This window comes from Psychrobacter sp. CX90 (assembly GCF_057396305.2).
The window spans coordinates 1-18,299 of the sequence record NZ_JBXYJD020000003.1; the positions used below are offsets into that span (position 1 = coordinate 1).

General features: G+C 41.5%; 16 protein-coding genes and 1 pseudogene. 11 read left to right on the forward strand and 6 right to left on the reverse strand.

The annotated features are described in order from the left end of the window. A pseudogene (locus tag AC2SLN_RS13305) lies at positions 1-290 on the reverse strand (UDP-glucose 6-dehydrogenase); the annotation flags it as partial. Between the two features lie 296 nt (positions 291-586). Between AC2SLN_RS13305 and mazG the strand changes: the two are divergent. Together mazG and AC2SLN_RS13315 are read left to right on the forward strand one after the other, a co-directional pair. After that, the gene (mazG, locus tag AC2SLN_RS13310; protein WP_486549033.1) at positions 587-1,495 is read left to right on the forward strand and encodes a nucleoside triphosphate pyrophosphohydrolase; all 909 of its coding nucleotides are present in this window, start codon (positions 587-589) and stop codon (positions 1,493-1,495) included. Then, positions 1,488-1,838: a ComEA family DNA-binding protein gene (locus AC2SLN_RS13315; protein ID WP_486549031.1), complete on the forward strand. Its 351-nt coding sequence runs from the start codon at positions 1,488-1,490 to the stop codon at positions 1,836-1,838. Before mazG ends, AC2SLN_RS13315 begins: the two co-directional genes overlap by 8 nt. A gap of 111 nt (positions 1,839-1,949) precedes the next feature. Here AC2SLN_RS13315 and AC2SLN_RS13320 read toward each other — a convergent pair whose 3' ends face one another. From AC2SLN_RS13320 to AC2SLN_RS13335, 4 genes are all read right to left on the reverse strand, one after another. Further along, positions 1,950-2,552, reverse strand: coding sequence for a hypothetical protein (locus tag AC2SLN_RS13320; RefSeq protein ID WP_486549030.1), 603 nt, complete (start codon positions 2,550-2,552; stop codon positions 1,950-1,952). Positions 2,553-2,802: 250 nt separating this feature from the next. Further along, positions 2,803-4,671, reverse strand: coding sequence for a sodium:solute symporter family protein (locus AC2SLN_RS13325; RefSeq protein ID WP_486549029.1), 1,869 nt, complete (start codon positions 4,669-4,671; stop codon positions 2,803-2,805). Between the two features lie 4 nt (positions 4,672-4,675). Beyond that, a complete protein-coding gene (locus tag AC2SLN_RS13330; RefSeq protein WP_486531542.1) occupies positions 4,676-4,936 on the reverse strand; it encodes a DUF4212 domain-containing protein in 261 nt (86 codons plus the stop codon). Positions 4,937-5,658: 722 nt separating this feature from the next. After that, positions 5,659-7,326: an electron transfer flavoprotein-ubiquinone oxidoreductase gene (locus AC2SLN_RS13335; protein WP_486549027.1), complete on the reverse strand. Its 1,668-nt coding sequence runs from the start codon at positions 7,324-7,326 to the stop codon at positions 5,659-5,661. 350 nt (positions 7,327-7,676) lie between these two features. Here AC2SLN_RS13335 and AC2SLN_RS13340 point away from each other — a divergent pair, with 350 nt between their 5' ends. From AC2SLN_RS13340 to AC2SLN_RS13350, 3 genes are all read left to right on the forward strand, one after another. Then, entirely contained in the window at positions 7,677-8,294 is a 618-nt protein-coding gene (locus AC2SLN_RS13340; RefSeq protein WP_486549026.1) for a DUF1285 domain-containing protein, read from the forward strand. A gap of 185 nt (positions 8,295-8,479) precedes the next feature. After that, positions 8,480-9,565, forward strand: coding sequence for a glutamate racemase (murI, locus tag AC2SLN_RS13345; RefSeq protein WP_486549025.1), 1,086 nt, complete (start codon positions 8,480-8,482; stop codon positions 9,563-9,565). A 288-nt stretch (positions 9,566-9,853) separates the two neighbouring features. Next, the gene (locus tag AC2SLN_RS13350) at positions 9,854-10,150 is read left to right on the forward strand and encodes a hypothetical protein (RefSeq protein ID WP_486531546.1); all 297 of its coding nucleotides are present in this window, start codon (positions 9,854-9,856) and stop codon (positions 10,148-10,150) included. Between the two features lie 279 nt (positions 10,151-10,429). Here AC2SLN_RS13350 and AC2SLN_RS13355 read toward each other — a convergent pair whose 3' ends face one another. Beyond that, complete coding sequence (locus AC2SLN_RS13355) at positions 10,430-11,803, reverse strand: lytic murein transglycosylase (protein ID WP_486549098.1); 1,374 nt, start codon at positions 11,801-11,803, stop codon at positions 10,430-10,432. Between the two features lie 1,024 nt (positions 11,804-12,827). On the opposite strand from AC2SLN_RS13355, the gene AC2SLN_RS13360 reads away from it, so the two are divergent. The 6 genes from AC2SLN_RS13360 to AC2SLN_RS13385 all read left to right on the forward strand — a co-directional run bounded on the left by AC2SLN_RS13360 (position 12,828) and on the right by AC2SLN_RS13385 (position 18,293). Beyond that, the gene (locus AC2SLN_RS13360) at positions 12,828-13,856 is read left to right on the forward strand and encodes an FAD-dependent oxidoreductase (protein ID WP_486549024.1); all 1,029 of its coding nucleotides are present in this window, start codon (positions 12,828-12,830) and stop codon (positions 13,854-13,856) included. Beyond that, entirely contained in the window at positions 13,837-14,040 is a 204-nt protein-coding gene (gene thiS / locus AC2SLN_RS13365) for a sulfur carrier protein ThiS (protein WP_486549023.1), read from the forward strand. Before AC2SLN_RS13360 ends, thiS begins: the two co-directional genes overlap by 20 nt. A gap of 1 nt (position 14,041) precedes the next feature. Next, complete coding sequence (locus AC2SLN_RS13370; protein ID WP_486549022.1) at positions 14,042-14,866, forward strand: thiazole synthase; 825 nt, start codon at positions 14,042-14,044, stop codon at positions 14,864-14,866. Positions 14,867-14,870: 4 nt separating this feature from the next. Further along, a complete protein-coding gene (locus AC2SLN_RS13375; protein WP_486549021.1) occupies positions 14,871-15,998 on the forward strand; it encodes a ThiF family adenylyltransferase in 1,128 nt (375 codons plus the stop codon). A gap of 154 nt (positions 15,999-16,152) precedes the next feature. Then, positions 16,153-17,715: a DNA methyltransferase gene (locus AC2SLN_RS13380; protein WP_495057388.1), complete on the forward strand. Its 1,563-nt coding sequence runs from the start codon at positions 16,153-16,155 to the stop codon at positions 17,713-17,715. A 236-nt stretch (positions 17,716-17,951) separates the two neighbouring features. After that, positions 17,952-18,293: a hypothetical protein gene (locus AC2SLN_RS13385; protein WP_495057389.1), complete on the forward strand. Its 342-nt coding sequence runs from the start codon at positions 17,952-17,954 to the stop codon at positions 18,291-18,293. Positions 18,294-18,299: the final 6 nt, after the last annotated feature.

The following is an 18,299-nucleotide window of genomic DNA, read 5'->3' on the forward strand; positions in this document are numbered from 1 at the left end:
TAGATTTTGGAGGCATCATTCGTCACATTGAGATTCAGCTGCTTATTTGCTAAAAAATTGCAAATGTCGTTATCTTTTAAGGGGGATTGACGCTGTTGGAGTAAGTTAACTTTATGAGTGTCTATATCGAATAAGGTAACATGGGTATTAAGGCTAGATTGCGCTAATAATATAGCGTTTGATAATCCAACGTAGCCGGCTCCAATGATCACAATGCGTGATAACGAAGGTTGCGGATTTAATTGAGAATCTGATTGCGGCTTTAAGTTAGGGTTTTTAATATCTGTCATAGTTATCTTCTTATTCCATGTATTCAATCTGATTCAAATGATGCACGTCGCGCCTATAAGTCTCAAAATGATACACATTAACCATGACAAATTAATAACAGCTCAGGTTGTAGATCAAAAAAGCAATAAATTGATCTGCAAAATCACTTATAGTTAAGGTAATTTAAAACAGTGACAAGGTTAATCTTGGTGGCTGTGGTTGCTTGAATAATTAAGCCCGTTACTGGCTAGGCTAATTGCCTTGCGGCTACTTTAGACTACTTTGACAATATCTAAATGATAAAAGGGAGGGGTAAATGTCAGATATTCACAAACAATATTTAGACAAATCATACGAATCGCAAGAGCCGCATAAGGTTACTGTGCCGAAACCTGTACAAGGTAAGCCAAGACCCACTAATGATTTAAATGATTTATTAGCCCTTATGGCAAGGTTAAGAGCTGATTGTCCTTGGGATATGAAGCAGACCAATTATAGCTTAATCCCTTATGCCATCGAAGAATCGTATGAGCTAGCTGAGGCAGTGCAGTCTGGTGATATTGAAGACATTAAAGGCGAGCTTGGCGATGTGCTACTACAGGTGGTATTCCACTGTCAACTCTATGCAGAACAAGGCCTATTTGATTTAGGCGATGTGGTTAATCTGTTGCAAAAAAAATTGATAAGGCGCCATCCTCACGTGTTTGAATCCGATAAGCTAGCTGATGAACAGGCGGCTAAACAACGTTGGGACGAGATTAAGGCCGAGGAGGATGCTGAACGAGAAAGCCGAGGCAAGCCCAAACGTCGCTTAGACAAAGTAAAAGGCGGTTCCGCGCTCATGCAGTCGCAAAGCATCCAGAAAGCGGCTAGTAAGATGGGCTTTGATTGGGGAGGGGTTGAGGGCGCCTTAGAAAAACTAGAAGAAGAGATAGCGGAATTAAAAGTGGCCATCAAACAAAAAGATGAGGCAAGGAGTACAGAACAAGAAGACAAACTGCATATCGAACTAGAAAAGGAAATGGGCGACTGTTTTTTTGGGCTGGTTAATGTGGCTCGAAAGTTAAACCTAGATGCTGAGGCGGCAACACTAACCTGCGTGCATAAATTTAAATCTCGCTTTGGTTATATTGAAGCAGAGCTTGCGAAGCGGGGATTAACACCAGAACAAAGCACTTTAGATGACATGGATGCCTTGTGGGACTTGGCGAAAAAATATGAATAGGTCAGGTATTTTTATCATTCTGTTATTACAAAGTTTGGTCATGCAGCCCGTACATGCCCAGCAATGCTTTAATGACGCCAAAGCAGCCTATAACTATCTGATAGGCGAAGAGCAGAGTGATAAAAAATACAGTAAAGACGCAGCGGTGTTTATGATTAATATTAATACCGCCACTGAAAGTGAATTGACGACTCTAAAAGGTATTGGCAGTAGCAAGGCTAAAGATATCATTCTTTACCGAGAGGGGCTAGGCTACTTTAGACGTGTGGATGAGCTGACTAAGGTAAAAGGAATTGGCAAAAAAACGGTTGAAAACAATCGTTCCAGACTTACTGTTCAATAAGCTATAGTCAGAGAGCTTTAAAGTCGTTACAAGGCAACCGAGTTTGGATGGTGCTTTTGTCCAGCAAACGAGGTCAAAACCGTAGCGTTTTATAAGTGCGCCGATTATAAGTTAATCAGTGCAAACAGCTTTGTATAATTCATCTTGAGTCTCTAACGGCATCCAAACCAGCTTGTCTTTAGCGATTTGTGCTTGTTGCGGTTCGGAAGTGTTATTTGTATTATCTGCTGCTATTGCTTGCTTAGACGATGTTTCACTAATGCCGATTAAATCGGCATGTTGTTGCTTGGAGCAGTTAATAAGCTGTGGAACGATTTTAGTACTGAGTCGTCTCTCAAATAGATAAATATTGACTCGTTTGATGCTATCAGAGGCAAGTTCAGGTATGTTGTTAAATTCATTACTCACATTCTGACCGTTATTTACTGCCATAAAACGTATAGTCTGAGGTTTTATATAACTCCACGGGCGAAACCATTCACTGCCTTTTACCATTTTTACGACAGTCACTTGTTCGGGCAGTCTGTTAGTCTGTTGCTCTTGCCAGTTATATTCCTGATGAATTTGAAAGCCTAACATCCCTAAACCAGCAAAAACGGGGATCAACCATCTTGGGGTAGTCATACCCGCCAGTTTACTCAAGTGACGAATAATTAAAGCCAGTCCTGCCATAGCAAAACCTGCACTGATGGTTGCTATAAACTCATAAATCATGTGGGTCCATCCTAGCTTTTATTTATGCCAATTATAGTACACCTATTGCACTAGGCCTTAAAATGTCGTTATTTGATAACTTATCCTGATTTTGAATAAAACAAACCTCACTTAAGTTTTTAGCGGCTATACATGAGTGAGGTTTATTTACTCGAAAGTTGAGTCTATTCAATAGAGCCTAGGTTTGAAAAAAAATAAGCCAGAATTTCTGGCTTATTCATTAATAAACAAACTGTGAATAACTTAACGGTTAGTGATCAACCGCACCGCCAGCACCATGAGGCGTACGCACGCTTTCCACGAGCTCTTGAATATGAGCAGGAGGAGGCGCAGTCACTGAAGATACAGCAAATGCTATCACAAAGTTAATCAATGCTCCAATAGCACCAAATGATAGTGGCGAGATACCTAATAACCAGTATTCAGCAGTATCAGGGAAGTTCGCTGTGCCACTGACAAAGAACCAGCCTTTGAATACAAAGATGTAAACAAGGGTAGTAATTAAACCAGCGAGCATACCTGCGATAGCCCCAATGCTGTTGATACGCTTTGAAAATATACCCATCATTAAGGCTGGGAATAGTGATGCACCTGCGATACCAAAGGCTAAAGCAACAACCTGAGCCGCGAAACCTGGTGGATTTAAGCCAAGATACGTTGCGATAACAATGGCCACGGCCATCGAGATACGCGCAGCCAATAACTCGCCTTTATCTGAGATGTTAGGATTAAGATTACGCTTAATTAAATCATGACTAATGGCTGAAGATATTGCCAGTAATAGACCTGCTGCGGTAGATAACGCTGCGGCAAGACCACCCGCTGCAATAAGGCCGATAACCCATGGTGGAAGCTGTGCAATTTCTGGATTAGCAAGTACCATGATGTCTTTGTTTACATCAAGCTCATTTCCTTCCCATCCAGCATTATTAAACTTACCATCAAGTATTTCGCCTTGAGCAACTTTAGCAGCTTCAACAGCGGCTTGAGCAGCAGCAACATCGCCACCATCAGTTTCAGCAGCAGCCAACGCCAACTGTGCTTCACGAAGTCCACCATCGTTATACATCTGAATACGGCCATCGCCGTTAAAGTCGTTGTACTTAATTAGACCCGTCTCTTCCCAAGTTTGCATCCAGCTTGGACGCTGGTCATAGGGAAGTGGCGCTTCAGCAGTACCGTTAGGATAGACCGTATCGATAAGGTTTAAACGAGCCATAGACCCTACAGCTGGTGCAGTAAAGTATAATAGGGCAATAAACACGAGTGCCCAACCTGCAGACCAACGAGCGTCAGCTACTTTAGGGACAGTGAAGAAACGGATGATAACGTGAGGCAGACCAGCTGTACCAATCATTAGAGATAAGGTAAACAGAACCATGTTTAATTTATTAGGAACGTCAGCCGTATAAGCTGTGAAACCTAATTCTTGAACGACTTGATCAAGCTTAGCCAGTAAAGGAAGCCCTGATTCAGTATGCGTTGAGAACATACCTAAACCTGGAATCGGATTGCCGGTTAACTCAAGGGATATGAATACAGCAGGGACAGTATAAGCAATAATTAGTACCACATACTGTGCGACCTGTGTATAGGTAATACCTTTCATACCACCCAGTACTGCATAGAAAAATACAACAACGGCAGCAATAATCAGGCCGGTGGTATTGTCAACTTCTAAAAAGCGTGAGAAAGCAACGCCTGCTCCCGTCATTTGACCTATAACATATGTAGTAGATGCCACAATCAAACATACAACTGCAACAAGCGCTGCGGTTTTCGAGTAGAATCGATCGCCAATAAAGTCAGGTACTGTGAATTTACCAAATTTACGTAAATAAGGTGCCAGTAGCAGAGCAAGTAGTACATAGCCGCCCGTCCAACCCATTAGGTAAGTAGATGCACCATAACCACCAGCAGCGAGCAAGCCTGCCATTGAGATGAAGGATGCGGCACTCATCCAGTCAGCACCGGTAGCCATACCATTTACGATAGGATGGACACCACCACCAGCGACATAAAACTCTTTAGTTGATCCAGCACGAGCCCAAATGGCAATACCGAAGTAAAGTACAAATGACGCACCAACGAACAAAATATTAATTAAAAACTGACTCATGCGGCTATTCCTCTTCTACGCCAAATTGCTTATCTAGCTTGTTCATTCGCCAAGCGTAGAAAAAGATGATAGCCATAAAGGTTGCAATTGAACCTTGCTGGGCAAACCAAAAACCAAGGTCAACTCCAGCAAACTGGATACCGGCGAGTAGAGGTCGGAATAATATTGCAAATCCGTAAGGTACGATGGCCCATACGGTTAAACATATTAAGATAAGACGCACATTGGCTTTCCAATAGCCTGAGGCATCACGAGAATTACTCATGAGACAAACTCCTTTTGTCATGTAAATGGGTGACAAGCAAAATTTAAAACCATATGTTTACAATTAGTAATCCAATGTTAAGGTTTTTATACTTAAAACATCGGCAATGTAACTTTTAGTATTTTTTCAATACATACTGTAGTTTACAGTCGCAATTAAATGATAGCAAGGAACAAATCAAACACTACCAGAAATTTAATCAATTAGACTTAACTATTGATATTAAAGGTAAATTTATAAAAGGTTCTTTTTAGTATTTCTAGGGTTTTGTTTTGATCTAGATTTTATTTACAATCCCCCATTATTTTCGTGGTTTTACAAGTAAATATATATACATATTATATATGTCTAAAAACGTCGATTTATTTTGTTCATAACAACCATACGCTTACCTCATAATTTTTTTATTTTATTTTTACTTTTTAATTATATGAACTATAAAATTATCAAATAGTATGAGGGTATAAGTTAATATTCAGTATAGTCAGCGAACTACTAAACGGTTACGGCGTTAACCTCGTTAAGCCTACTCCAGTAGTACTTGCACTCGGTTGCCTTGTAACCATTTTAGACTTCTTTGACTATAGTTGGATCTAAATAATAAAAAGTCTCCCTAAAGCCCTAAAGGAGCTGACCCCCATAAGTCGTGTCCAACTTATGGGGGTCAGCTTATCAATAGAGCAGGAGGGTTTGTAACTAATGAGCTAGGTTAATCAAAACCATTACATATTTGGATAGTTAGGGCCGCCACCGCCTTCAGGGGTTACCCAAGTTATGTTTTGAGAAGGGTCTTTAATATCACAGGTTTTACAATGCACACAATTCTGGGCATTAATCACAAACTTAGCACCTTCTGCATCTTTTACTACCTCATATACACCTGCAGGGCAATAGCGTTGAGCAGGCTCAGCATAGATAGGTAAGTTGACACTAATTGGCACAGTTGGATCTGTCAGCTTCAAATGGTTGGGCTGATCTTCAGCATGGTTAGTATTAGAGACAAACACTGAAGATAGCTTATCAAAAGTTAATTTACCATCTGGTTTTGGGTAATTTGGTTGATACGTTTGGCTGGCTTTGTCTAAAGCGTCATAATCTGGCGTATTGTCATGAAGGGTTAGTGGCATTTTGCCACCAAGCAAGTTGTGCTCGATAAAAGTAAATGCGCCTCCCATAAATAGCCCCATACGGTGGATAGCAGGGGAGAAGTTACGGGCAGACTTATTGTCTTCATATAACCATGACTCTTTATAAAGTTTACTATAGCTTTCAACTTCATCATGCTGACGGCCAGCCTGTAGTGCTGAAAAAATCGCTTCAGCAGCTAACATACCTGATTTCATTGAGGTGTGGGTGCCTTTGATTTTAGCAGAATTTAAGAATCCAGCATCATCCCCTACCAATACACCACCTGGGAAGGTCAGCTTAGGTAGTGAGTTTAGACCGCCTTTAGTGAGCGCACGTGCGCCATAAGAGATACGCTTTCCGCCTTCTAACACTTGTCTAATAACGGGATGAGTTTTTAAGCGCTGCATTTCGTCAAACGGCGAAACATAAGGATTGTGATAGGATAAATCGACAACCAAACCGAAACTGACTTGGTTGTTCTCATCGTGGTATAACCACCAACCTCCCGTAGAGCCTGTTTCAGTTAATGGCCAACCAAGGCCATGCATGACAACACCTTGCTCATGTTTGCTTGGGTCAACTTCCCAAAGCTCTTTTAAGCCAATACCATAATGCTGTGGATCACTGTCTTTATCTAAAGCAAAGCGGCTGATTAAACGCTTGCCTAGATGACCACGACAACCTTCTGCAAAGATAGTATATTTAGCCAATAGCTCATAGCCTGGCTCATAACTTGGCTTATGTGACCCATCTGCAGCCACCCCCATATCGCCTGTTAATACACCACGTACGGAACCATCATCTTTGTATAAGATATCTGACGCACTAAAGCCTGGGAACATCATGACCTCAAGCTCTTCTGCTTGTTCAGCAAGCCAGCGCACCACGTTACCTAATGACACGATGTAGTTACCATGGTTATGCATAGGCTTAGGAACAAAGGCATCAGGAACCTTCATTGAGCGGGTAGCAGAGTTTAAATAATAAATACGGTCTTCTGTAGCAGGTACATTAAGTGGTGCCCCTTTTTCTTTCCAATCAGGGATAAGCTCATTAAGTGCACGTGGCTCAATAACGGCGCCCGATAACGTATGCGCACCAAATTCGGAGCCTTTTTCGACCACACAGACCATAAATTCGTCGTTGCCAGCTTCAAGAGCAAGTTGACGAAGCCGAATGGCTGCTGAAAGTCCAGCGGGGCCACCCCCAACAATGACAACATCAAACTCCATTGATTCACGTTCTACCTGTTCATCTTGCATTTCAGACTCCTTATAGCTGGCTCAATAATGCCACGACCACAGCTAATAAGTGGTCGTAAATTATGTTAATTTCTTGCTAGCAAAAATTTAGTATGACGCTATTAAAATATATCTAATAGTGGAAATAAGTAATAGTAGCAACTATCATCAGACAGATATGAACAACACTTATCATGACATTAGCTGGCTTAAATATAGAACTTAATATAAAAAAAGGCTTGCAGTTAGTTACCTATTATAAAATAAAAGTTGGATAAAGACGACACGATTTGTGACTAGGCCGTGATAAAGTAGTAAAAGTCGTCTGTTTTCCCAAGTTTATGCAGAATTCACATCAGGAGATAATAGCAATGACAAACTCTAAGTCAAAACCACCGATGTCTAACCTTAGTTTAGACTCAATTTCCGAATATATTAAACAAGAGACTAGCGAGCGCCGTGGTCGAGCTATTCCGCCATTAGATAAGTGGCACCCTGAAAACTGCGGTAACATGGATTTGATCATTAAAGCAAATGGGGAATGGTGGCATGAGGGTAGTAGAATTACTCGGCAATCATTAATAGATTTATTCTCGACCGTCCTATGGCCTGAACATTCTGAAGATAGTGGCAAATCGACTGAGTATTATCTTAAAACTCCCGTTGAAAAAATTCGTATTACCGTAGAAGATGTCCCGTTTTTAGTCAACCAAGTGAATGTTGTTGAAAAAAATGAGGTTCAAATGATTGAGTTTATAACCAGTACGGGCGATATCGTGTATCTAGATGACGACCACCCGCTTGAAATGATTACCTATCAAGGCGAGGACAGACCTTATATTGAGGTGCGCTTTGGTATGAAAGCACTTATATCACGTAATGTGTTAATGCATCTTATTAAATTAGGCGAGCTTAGTGAGCAAAAAGGTAGAACCGCGCTGACCTTGCAAAGTGGTGGCAAAAAATACGAGATATCGGTTCCTAGTTAGTTGGTGATATTATAGAGTCTCATATCGTAGAGCACCTTGACCTACTCAAGGTAACTGTGAACTCTAAATTCCTTTATACAGTTTTTTAAAAACAGGTCTTTAAAAATAGGAATTCAAAAAATTACCTTGAGTAGTCGGCCAAAAATTCAAATTAAATTAGGTTTTGTGACAGTGAGACAGCCTTAATGTTAGGAAAGACATCGACTAAATCAATCACGCCTTCCGGTCATTATGATATCGATCAAAATGATAAGCAGTTGGTAGAGGATCGTGCTGTCAGTCTAGCCCCGAGTGCTTTAAGTATAGATTCGAGTGAAGCACCCATAGGTTTATTTGATTCAGGAGTGGGTGGCTTGTCGGTATATACGCATCTAAAACAGGTGTTGCCAAATGAGTCCTATATTTATTATGCTGATTTGCTCAATGTACCTTATGGCGCGCGCTCAAGTGAAGAAATAACACATTTGACTGTCACTGCAGTCGATTGGCTGGTAGCTGCCGGATGCAAATTAATTGTTATCGCTTGTAATAGTGCGTCTGCCCATGCATTGGACGTGATTCGTAGCAGATATCCTGATCTACCCATTGTGGGACTAGTACCTGCATTAAAGCCAGCGGTGCTGAACAGTAAAAGTAAAAATGTGGCGGTTTTAGCCACTAAAGCGACCCTTGAAGGTGCTTTACTTAATGATGTTATTAGAGATTACGCCATGCCCGCTAAAGTAAATGTCATTAAATGTTTTAATCCAAACCTTGTGCCCTGGGTTGAGTCGGGCATGCGGGTAGACAGTGATGCTGCTCATGAGCTTAAAGCACAGTTGCATGAGTTTTCTCGACAACAAGTCGATCATTTAGTGTTAGGGTGTACCCACTATCCTTTTTTTCAAGAATTTATTATGGAAGAGGTCGCCGCTCATAACCTTGGGATATCTATTGTCGATTCTGGAGCGGCCATTGCCAGTCGTGTCAAAGAGATATTGTCAGAAAGGCAAATGTTTGCTAAATGCTCTAGTCAGCCTTCTAATACTCCTCTGGTTTCTACTCATAAATCTAACTGCTCATTAGATCAGCTTTATGATGATCTTTATATTGGTATTGTAGATAGTAGCGATGGCTCAAATATAGAGGCCTCAAAGATAATAGATGACTCAAAAATAAGGGGTAAGATACCTGCTAGTGCCAAGTTGGCATTTGTTACGACATCTATAAAAGGTGATCTTGCTGCTACTTCGCTAATGGTTAAACGGTTAGTAGGCGGTCAGTTTTTATAGTGTTGTTTGGGGTTTATGCTGGATATACAAATCATTAATATAAAGTATACGTGTTCAGATTGTGAAGGCTAATATCATCCAGTAGACTTTAATATTGAATACAGACTTAGATATAGCAATGTATATTGTATATCAGTCAATATCAACGAAAGAGAGGCAAACATTCCAATTTGAATAGTTTTTTTTTAAACTCTAAAATTATTTATACTGCTATTTTGATTACGGCTAAATGGTCGAAGTGTTAGATATAAAAAATTAATCATTGTGTTCTATTTTGAGGAAAACAACATGAGCAACCCTAAAGATGATAAGTTGAAAGTTGAATTAAATAAACTTGAAGAGACAATGCATGAGGCAGATAAACCTCATACATTAGAAGAGCAGATAGCAGATATGAAGCGCCGCGGTATCGATCCTAAAGAGGCCTATAAAAAGTGGGACGACGATAAAGAGGATGACTGGGGAGATGAAACTTGGAAAGAAAATGGTAAATGGGAGCCAAAATCCCCTGCCGACTTAGATAAAAAAGCGCAAGAAAAATGGGATGGAGAAAACGGAAAGCCAAACCCACCGCCTATCGTCTAAAATTTCTATTTAATGTGTAAATATAAACCCTAAAATAATAAAGCCATGCATATTGCATGGCTTTATTATTTTTTACTATTTAAACCCGCTATAGTAAGAGGTGTATTCTGAGGCAATTAAATAAGGTACGCGGCGACCAACCCTAGATGATACATATAGTATATCTAGGGAGATCGACATCGTCACTCTTTATCTTGCCTTTGGCTATATGTGAATCATTTATAGCATAAAGCTTACAGACTATACCGCCCCTAATATGAAATTAAGTATGTTTTAGGATTATTTACCATTATCAATACGAACCAAACGAACGTTGCCATTGGCATCAGCCACACGGCGATAACCATCTTGCTTTTCGATAAGCTGGGCAATGCTGTCATTTGACTGACTAATCTGCGAGTTTTGCGGATTGTAGGTTTGCTGCTGTGACTGCATTGGCTGTTGATAAGGTCGATTGCTGTTTTGCCCTTGATTACCCATAATCAACTGATAGAATTTTTGACCGGCATGCCCGTTAGCTGGGAATACGCCCTTACTGGTCTGATATTGCTGGATAGCGGTACGCGTGTTGTCGCCAATAATGCCATCTACATCACCTATATCGTAGCCTGCATTTAAAAGCGCCTGCTGAATTTCTTTAGCTTGGCGACGGCTAATACCAGGGTCATCAGTTGGCCAAGCGGTAACAAAGTCAGTCTTGCTGCTGTCTTCTTTAGCAATTAAGTCTGACAAATGCGCAATCGCTAACGCATAGTTTTCAGACGCATTGTAAGAATAAAACGTATCAAAGTTTTTACCCACTAAAAACGCAGGACCATCCATACCTGCAGGCAATAACAAACCTGCACGATCTAAGTCGTAAGGTAGAGGGCGGCCATCTGCAAGTGTAAAACCTTTGTCACGCCAGTAGCTCATTGATTTTTTGTCTTTACGGCTATTTGAACCCCAAAAACCTGATGGCATTTTAACCTCGTAACCCCAAGGTTCGCCAGTACGGTATCCGCGTTTTTTGAGGAAGTTGGCCGTGGATGCCAGCGCATCTGGCTTACTATTTACTAAATCTCGGCGACCATCTCCATCAAAGTCTACTGCTAAATCTAAAAATGTACCGGGCATAAACTGAGTTTGTCCAAATGCCCCTGCCCAAGAACCTGTCATGTCGCTTGGGGCGATATCCCCATTTTGAACGATTTTTAGCGCATTGGCGAATTCGCCACGGAAGTATGTTTGGCGACGGTCAAAGCAAGATAATGTAGCTAGAGATTTGAATAAGTCATTTTTGCCCAAAGTTTGCCCGAAGTTTGATTCGACACCCCATACGCCTAAAACATGTTCGGCCTTAACGCCATAACGTGACTCAATGCGTCGCAAGGTGTCTGCCATTTCATGCTTAGCACGAATGCCATCTTCAACTCTTTCCTTATCTACTAAAACGGACAAGTAATCCCACACGTCTTTTTGGAATTCTGGTTGGTAATTGAGGGACTGGATAACACTAGGATCAGGTTCAGTTGGGCGGTAGGTATTAAAGGTAAAGCTATCAACTCCTCGAAACTGGCTAGACCCTTTTAGTCCGTCTAAACACTGCTGAAAATGTGCGTTTGATAAATTTTGAGCGGGAGGTCTGCCGGCATGAGCACAGGTGGCAACCATTGAAAAGCCAATGGCAGCAGTTAAAACACAGTAGGTCTTTGCGTGTTGCATGATGAGTGTCCTTTTGTCTGTTATAAGTTGTCTGTTATAAGTTAATTATTATGAAGTTTACGAACATTGCAATATAGGTAATAAAGCGGGTGTTATTGTCTGGGTCATTGTTTGAGTAAAGGGCAACGCAGTTCATACCCTTTTTAACTCATTATTACGTTTTAAAACGTATACTGGTTCAAACGGTCTGATTATTTCTCAAGTTGTGCTAATGAGAATATTGTAAGTTGACATCTTTAAAATAGCCACAATATAAATATCAGTCACAATATGAATCATTAAGAGCTAATAACTAGTAACTAAGATCCAACTGCTAAACTAAATATCTGAGTTAAAGCCAAATAGATAAGGGTAACCAAATTGACTTATAAATAAAAGCGAACGATCGATTTGGTTACGATAATATGACGTGGCAATAGGTTAAGTGTGAGATGAGCAATAACAGGCTGATGTCAGTAGTTTGACTTTCTTGCTGATCGCAGATGGTTTTTTATGAAATAAGTTATCGAATTATTAAATCAGCTATCAAATAAATGTAGGTAAGCCTTACTAAAAATCAATATCGTCAAAATAGGGCAGGTGGACTACTTCATCATGGCCATGCCACGTAACCAGCTCCAATGACCGTGCTATAATCTAAATGTTTAATCTTTCATAGTTAGTAGTCCTTTAAGCAGCATTATTTAGCCAGTAGGATTTAGGCCATACTATGATACATTTTATTCGTAGTTAAACTTTTTATTATAGCTCTCGATTTAACCATGCTGTGAAAAACCATACTGTGAAGAACTATGATATGAAAAACCATGATATAAAAAAGTGTTGAGTTATGATTGTGGCATTATGCGAGATAGGATGACGTCATGAAAATAGCAGTTTACCTGCTCGTGATTCATTGAAATGAGCCTAACAAAAGTCATTGTTGCCAATACTCAAAATGGGCTGGGCATATAACCTAAAAGTATAAAATAAGATGATTACAATAATAGGAACAGGCGTCGCCGGATTAACTTGTGCTGATATGCTGATCGATGCTGGACAAGAGGTAAGCGTTATCACAGCCAGTAAAGGTGTGGATGAGAGTTTATGCTCGTGGTGGGCAGGTGGTATGCTTGCTCCTTATTGTGAAATGGAATCAGCTGAGCCGTTGGTTGGCGAGTTATCTGATGTTTCGATGCAGTACTGGCAGTCATTTTGTGAGAATAATGAGGGCTGCGACTACGCCGCAAATGGAACGCTGGTTATTTCGCCAAACCGTGATCAAAATATGCTGACTCACTTTGCACAGCGTACCGAGCAGTGGCGAAAGATAGATGCCAATGAGCTTCATAGTTTAGAGCCTATATTACATCAACATCGTGATGCGCTGTTTTATCCAACCGAAGCACATATTGAGCCGCGGCAAGTGTTACGTGCGCTGTGGAGAAAAATCAAGGCTAATGCTGAAGTGATAGCAGATACTACGCTTAGTGATACGGAGATAAAAGAGCTGGCTAAAAAAGCAAATCAGCAGGGAGGCTGGTTGCTGGACTGTCGAGGTTATAGTGCACGTTCCGATTTGCCTGACTTACGAGGCGTACGCGGAGAGATGTTGCATCTGTATAACCCAGAGCTTGAATTATCTCGCCCTGTGCGCTTACTGCACCCTCGTATCCCAATTTATCTTGTGCCCCGTGCTAACAGTCAGTTCATGTTGGGTGCAACTATGATTGAAAGTGCTTCACGGGAGCGTGCCTCAGTGAGGTCGGTTTTGGAGCTGTTGTCAGCAGTTTATGCGGTAAACCCTGCATTTTCACAGTCGGAAATTGTTGAGATTGGCGTTGATGTCCGTCCTGCCTATCCTGACAATCTACCAAAAATTATAAAACAAGGTAGGCATTTGCTGGTTAATGGTATGTATCGCCACGGGTACTTGCTGTCTCCAGCCTTCGCCAAAATTGTTAGCGATTTTATCATTTACCAACAAAAAAGCCCTTTAATTTATGATGACTATTCAATTTAACGGAACACCCATTCAAACCGAAGCCAACACACTGCTAGAGGTGTTATTGGAGCAAGGTTTTGAGGCAAACAGCCATGTTGCTACGGCAGTTAATGGCAAATTTGTCGCCAAAGCAACTCGAGAGTGCCAGCCTATTAGTGACGGCGACCAAGTCGAAGTTGTTGCACCCATGCAGGGAGGTTAGCATGCAAGTCAATGGTCAAGCTGACGCAGAAAACGATGTATTAAAGCTGTATGACCTTAGTTTAGACAGCCGTCTATTATTGGGTACGGCGCAATACCCCTCACCTAAAATACTCAGCGATGCCATTGCCATGTCTGGTACTCAGATGATTACAGTATCGGTCAGACGAGAAGCGGGTGCCGACGGAGCAGGGCAACAGTTTTGGAACCTCATAAAACAAACAAATGCCCATATCTTGCCAAACACGGCAGGCTGTCGTACTGTGCAAGAAGCGGTAACCACGGCACATATGGCACGTGAGCTATTTGATACCCCGCGTATTAAGCTCGAGCTGATTGGCAATGAAGATACCTTGCAGCCCAATGTTTTTGCCTTAGTTGAGGCCGCGAAAATACTCAGCGATGACGGCTTTCAAGTGCTCCCTTACACCACTGACGATTTAATCGTGGCAGAAAAGTTATTACAAGCTGGGTGTGAGGTGCTCATGCCATGGGGTGCTCCGATTGGTAGTGGTCAAGGCCTACAAAACCCCAAAGCTTTGCAGACTTTGCGGTCGTATTTCCCAGATGTCCCTTTAATTATTGATGCCGGTATTGGCTTGCCCTCTCAAGCTTGCCAAGCGATGGAAATGGGCTATGATGCCGTTCTGCTCAATACAGCAGTGGCTAAATCTGGTAATCCCATTACCATGGCAACTGCCTTTGCCAGTGCAATCACAGCAGGCAGGCAGGCTTACCAATCAACACCAATTTTGCCTCGCGATATGGCAAGTCCTTCTACCCCCATTATTGGTACGCCATTTTGGTTTAATCAGTTTGAAGAATAAAGTTATGAGTATTGCCCCTCAGCTCAAGCCCGATAGCCCAATTTTAAATGGCGTAAAAAATAGTGTCAATATTGCTGATAACTTAGAGCGGTACCAACGTCAAATGATGGTATCGCAACTAGGCACACAAGGGCAAACAAAGCTGATAACAAGCCATGTGGCTATTGTCGGTATGGGCGGCCTGGGTTGTCCCGCCAGCATTTTTTTGGCGGGGGCAGGCGTGGGCAGGCTTACCTTGATTGATCATGATAGCGTTAGCTTAACCAACTTACATCGTCAAGTGTTGTATCGTGAAAGTGATGTAGGACTATTAAAGGTTGATGCTGCTCATCGCACCCTGACAGAGCTAAATAGTGACATTGATGTTGTTAAACATGCGCAAAGAATTAATGCGGATAATATGACAGCATTATTATCAGATGCCGAAATAATAGTGGATGCAACAGACAACTTTGCCATAAGCTATATGCTCAGTGATTACTGCATACAGCATAGCAAACCATTAATATCAGCCTCGGTTATGGGTGTAACAGGTTATGTGGGTGTGTTTTGCCATTCAACCTTGCCATCAACTGTATTGAATTCATCTAAAAGCGAGGGCTCGGCTTGCCCAAGTATGCGAGCGGTGTTTCCTAATCCACCCCCTGTTGGTCAAGATTGTAACAGTGTCGGCGTAATTGGTACGGCAGCAGGCATTATGGGAACGCTACAAGCGCAAGAAGTCATAAAGGTCATTTTAGGCGATGAGCAACAGTTTGCAGGGCGGCTATTAAGTATGGATTTATGGCGCTATCGCCAAACTATTATTGATTTTACTGGTGCGCCAGAGCCTGATAATTATGTGCATATTATTGCTGAAGCGGACATTCATAAATCGCAAAACAAACATCATAATAAGCAGAGCAGTCAAGACTGGGTAGTTGATGTGCGTAGCCTTGCTGAAGTTGAACAGTCGCCTAAGTTTTGCCATCAGCATTTGCCAGTAAGTGAGGTGCTCATGCACCCAGAACAGCTAAAACAACTCCCTAAAGATAAACGCTTGGTATTTACTTGTATGAGTGGTCAGCGGGCGTTAATGGTGGCGGATAGCTCCTTACAATCGGGCTTTGATAACGTGGCGGTTTGGTTGTGATGGTTTTTTGGTCTTACGGCAGCCAATGTCGTAAAGTTTAGTTTGTTTCCTCAATTTAATTCTTCCTCATTGCTATATGGCTGCTGTCATATTATCCTAACTTTTACTTAATGTAATTATAAACAAGATACTACTGTTCTACCTATGGATAACTATGGCTAATTATACCTCAGATAATATAGACAAAAGAAATCTCTCGCCTTTCAGTCAAACCCCTGACGATCTACTTAAGCAAAAGCTACAACAGCTTATCCCCGAAGCCTTTAGCGAAGGTAAGCTCAACGTTGAGACATTAAAAGCTGTACTGGGCGAGAATGTGCTTGCGCCCAGTTTTGAAGCGTATGGGCTAAACTGGGCAGGCAAGCACCACGTTTACCGTGAGCTTAAGACCTCAACCAGTCAAACATTATTACCTCAGCCTGACGAGTCAGTAGACTTCGATAAGACGGATAATTTGTTCATTGAAGGTGATAACTTAGCGGTGCTTAAGATACTGCAAAAGAGCTATTACAACCGTATTAAGATGATATATATCGACCCACCGTATAACACAGGCAACGACCGATTTATCTACCCTGATGACTATAGCGAAAGCCTAGCTGAGTACCAAGCACGGGCAGGGCAACTGGACGACGACGGCAACCTTACTCACAGCGATGGCATGCGCTCAAACCGTAAAGAGAACGGACAGTATCACAGTAATTGGCTGAATATGATGTACCCGCGCTTAGCATTGGCAAAGAATTTGCTACGGGATGACGGGGTAATATTTGTGTCGATCGATGATAATGAAGTGGCAAACTTACGGTTGTTGATGGATGAGATATTTGGAGAAGAGAATTTTGTAGCGGAAGTTGTTTGGCAGAGAGCTTTTTCCCCTAAAAATGATGCAAAATATTTATCGGAAAGTCACGATTATATCTTGATATATGCGAAAGCTATTAATACATTTGAAGTAGGTAAACTTGATAGAACTGCTAAAGCAAATGAGCGATATAAAAATATCGATAATGATATTAGGGGTGTCTGGACAGCCAGTGATTTAACCGTTAAAACATATTCCGAAAAATATGATTATTATGTAACTACACCAAGTGGCAACAAAATCAAGCCGACAGAAGGCAGGTGCTGGGGTGTTTCAAAAGATAAGTTTAATGAATTAGTTGAAGATAATCGTATTTGGTTTGGAACTGAAGGTAAGAATGTACCTCGTTTAAAACGTTTTTTAAATGAAGTCAAAGAGGGAATGGTTGCTACTACTTTATGGCTATATAAAGAAGTCGGTCATAATCAAGAAGGACGACAGGAATTAAAGTTCTTATTCGATGACCAAGGTTTATTTGATAGTCCAAAGCCAGTCAGGCTATTAAAACGTATTATGAAAATTGCAAATATTAAAGCAGATGACATCATTCTAGACTTTTTTGCAGGATCATCAACCACCGCCCATGCAGTAATGGCGTTAAATGCCGAAGAGACAAAAGAAAGTGATGATAATGAGAATAAAAAAGCTGGTAAGCGTAAATTTATCATGGTGCAAATTCCTGAAGCCATTGACCCTAAAGACAATATAAACGCTTACGAGTTTTGCCAAAAAAACAACTTACCGCCCACCATTAGCGAGATATCTAAAGAACGTATCCGCCGTGCAGGTCAGCAAATATTGGTAGACAATCCGGACCTTGCCGAGAATAAAACGCTAGACTTAGGGTTTTAAAGTCTACAAACTTGCCGATAGCAACTTTATCCCGTGGCAACAGCCCGAAAATAATGATACCGAAAGCTTGCTCGCATTGTTAGAAAAGCACGTTAACCCGATAGTGGAAGATGCTACAGATGAGGGGATCGTTACTGAACTGATGTTAAAAGAAGGCTATCCGTTGACTTTGCCCATATTACCGTTAAATCAACAGAGATATGGTTGTTTTACGACTAAATTACTTGACAGTGCTAATGATGACGGTACACTCCCGCAGACCGCAGACCGCAGACCGCAGACCGCAGACCGCAGACCGCAGACCGCAGACCGCAGACCGCAGACCGCAGACCGCAGACCGCAGACCGCAGACCGCAGACCGCAGACCGCAGACCGCAGACCGCAGACCGCAGACCGCAATGCCTCAAGCTGGCTTAGTCGTCATTATTCGAGATATGACAATAGAGAAATGTGCCGATATTATCGCCCTTGCGCCTAGCAAAGTTATTATCTTGGATGGGGCGTTTAGTGATAATGATATTAAAGCCAACACTTTACTACAATTAGAAGATACAGGGCTTGTGGTTGGGTGTGTTTAGTTATTT

Coding starts and splice junctions, on each gene's coding strand:
- thiS (WP_486549023.1), top strand. CDS start 13,837: ATGATGACTATTCAATTTAACGGAACACCCATTCAAACCGAAGCCAAC.
- mazG (WP_486549033.1), top strand. CDS start 587: ATGTCAGATATTCACAAACAATATTTAGACAAATCATACGAATCGCAA.
- AC2SLN_RS13380 (WP_495057388.1), top strand. CDS start 16,153: ATGGCTAATTATACCTCAGATAATATAGACAAAAGAAATCTCTCGCCT.
- AC2SLN_RS13375 (WP_486549021.1), top strand. CDS start 14,871: ATGAGTATTGCCCCTCAGCTCAAGCCCGATAGCCCAATTTTAAATGGC.
- AC2SLN_RS13325 (WP_486549029.1), bottom strand. CDS start 4,671: ATGAGTCAGTTTTTAATTAATATTTTGTTCGTTGGTGCGTCATTTGTA.
- AC2SLN_RS13370 (WP_486549022.1), top strand. CDS start 14,042: ATGCAAGTCAATGGTCAAGCTGACGCAGAAAACGATGTATTAAAGCTG.
- AC2SLN_RS13385 (WP_495057389.1), top strand. CDS start 17,952: ATGATGACGGTACACTCCCGCAGACCGCAGACCGCAGACCGCAGACCG.
- AC2SLN_RS13330 (WP_486531542.1), bottom strand. CDS start 4,936: ATGAGTAATTCTCGTGATGCCTCAGGCTATTGGAAAGCCAATGTGCGT.
- AC2SLN_RS13340 (WP_486549026.1), top strand. CDS start 7,677: ATGACAAACTCTAAGTCAAAACCACCGATGTCTAACCTTAGTTTAGAC.
- murI (WP_486549025.1), top strand. CDS start 8,480: ATGTTAGGAAAGACATCGACTAAATCAATCACGCCTTCCGGTCATTAT.
- AC2SLN_RS13360 (WP_486549024.1), top strand. CDS start 12,828: ATGATTACAATAATAGGAACAGGCGTCGCCGGATTAACTTGTGCTGAT.
- AC2SLN_RS13320 (WP_486549030.1), bottom strand. CDS start 2,552: ATGATTTATGAGTTTATAGCAACCATCAGTGCAGGTTTTGCTATGGCA.
- AC2SLN_RS13350 (WP_486531546.1), top strand. CDS start 9,854: ATGAGCAACCCTAAAGATGATAAGTTGAAAGTTGAATTAAATAAACTT.
- AC2SLN_RS13355 (WP_486549098.1), bottom strand. CDS start 11,803: ATGGTTGCCACCTGTGCTCATGCCGGCAGACCTCCCGCTCAAAATTTA.
- AC2SLN_RS13315 (WP_486549031.1), top strand. CDS start 1,488: ATGAATAGGTCAGGTATTTTTATCATTCTGTTATTACAAAGTTTGGTC.
- AC2SLN_RS13335 (WP_486549027.1), bottom strand. CDS start 7,326: ATGCAAGATGAACAGGTAGAACGTGAATCAATGGAGTTTGATGTTGTC.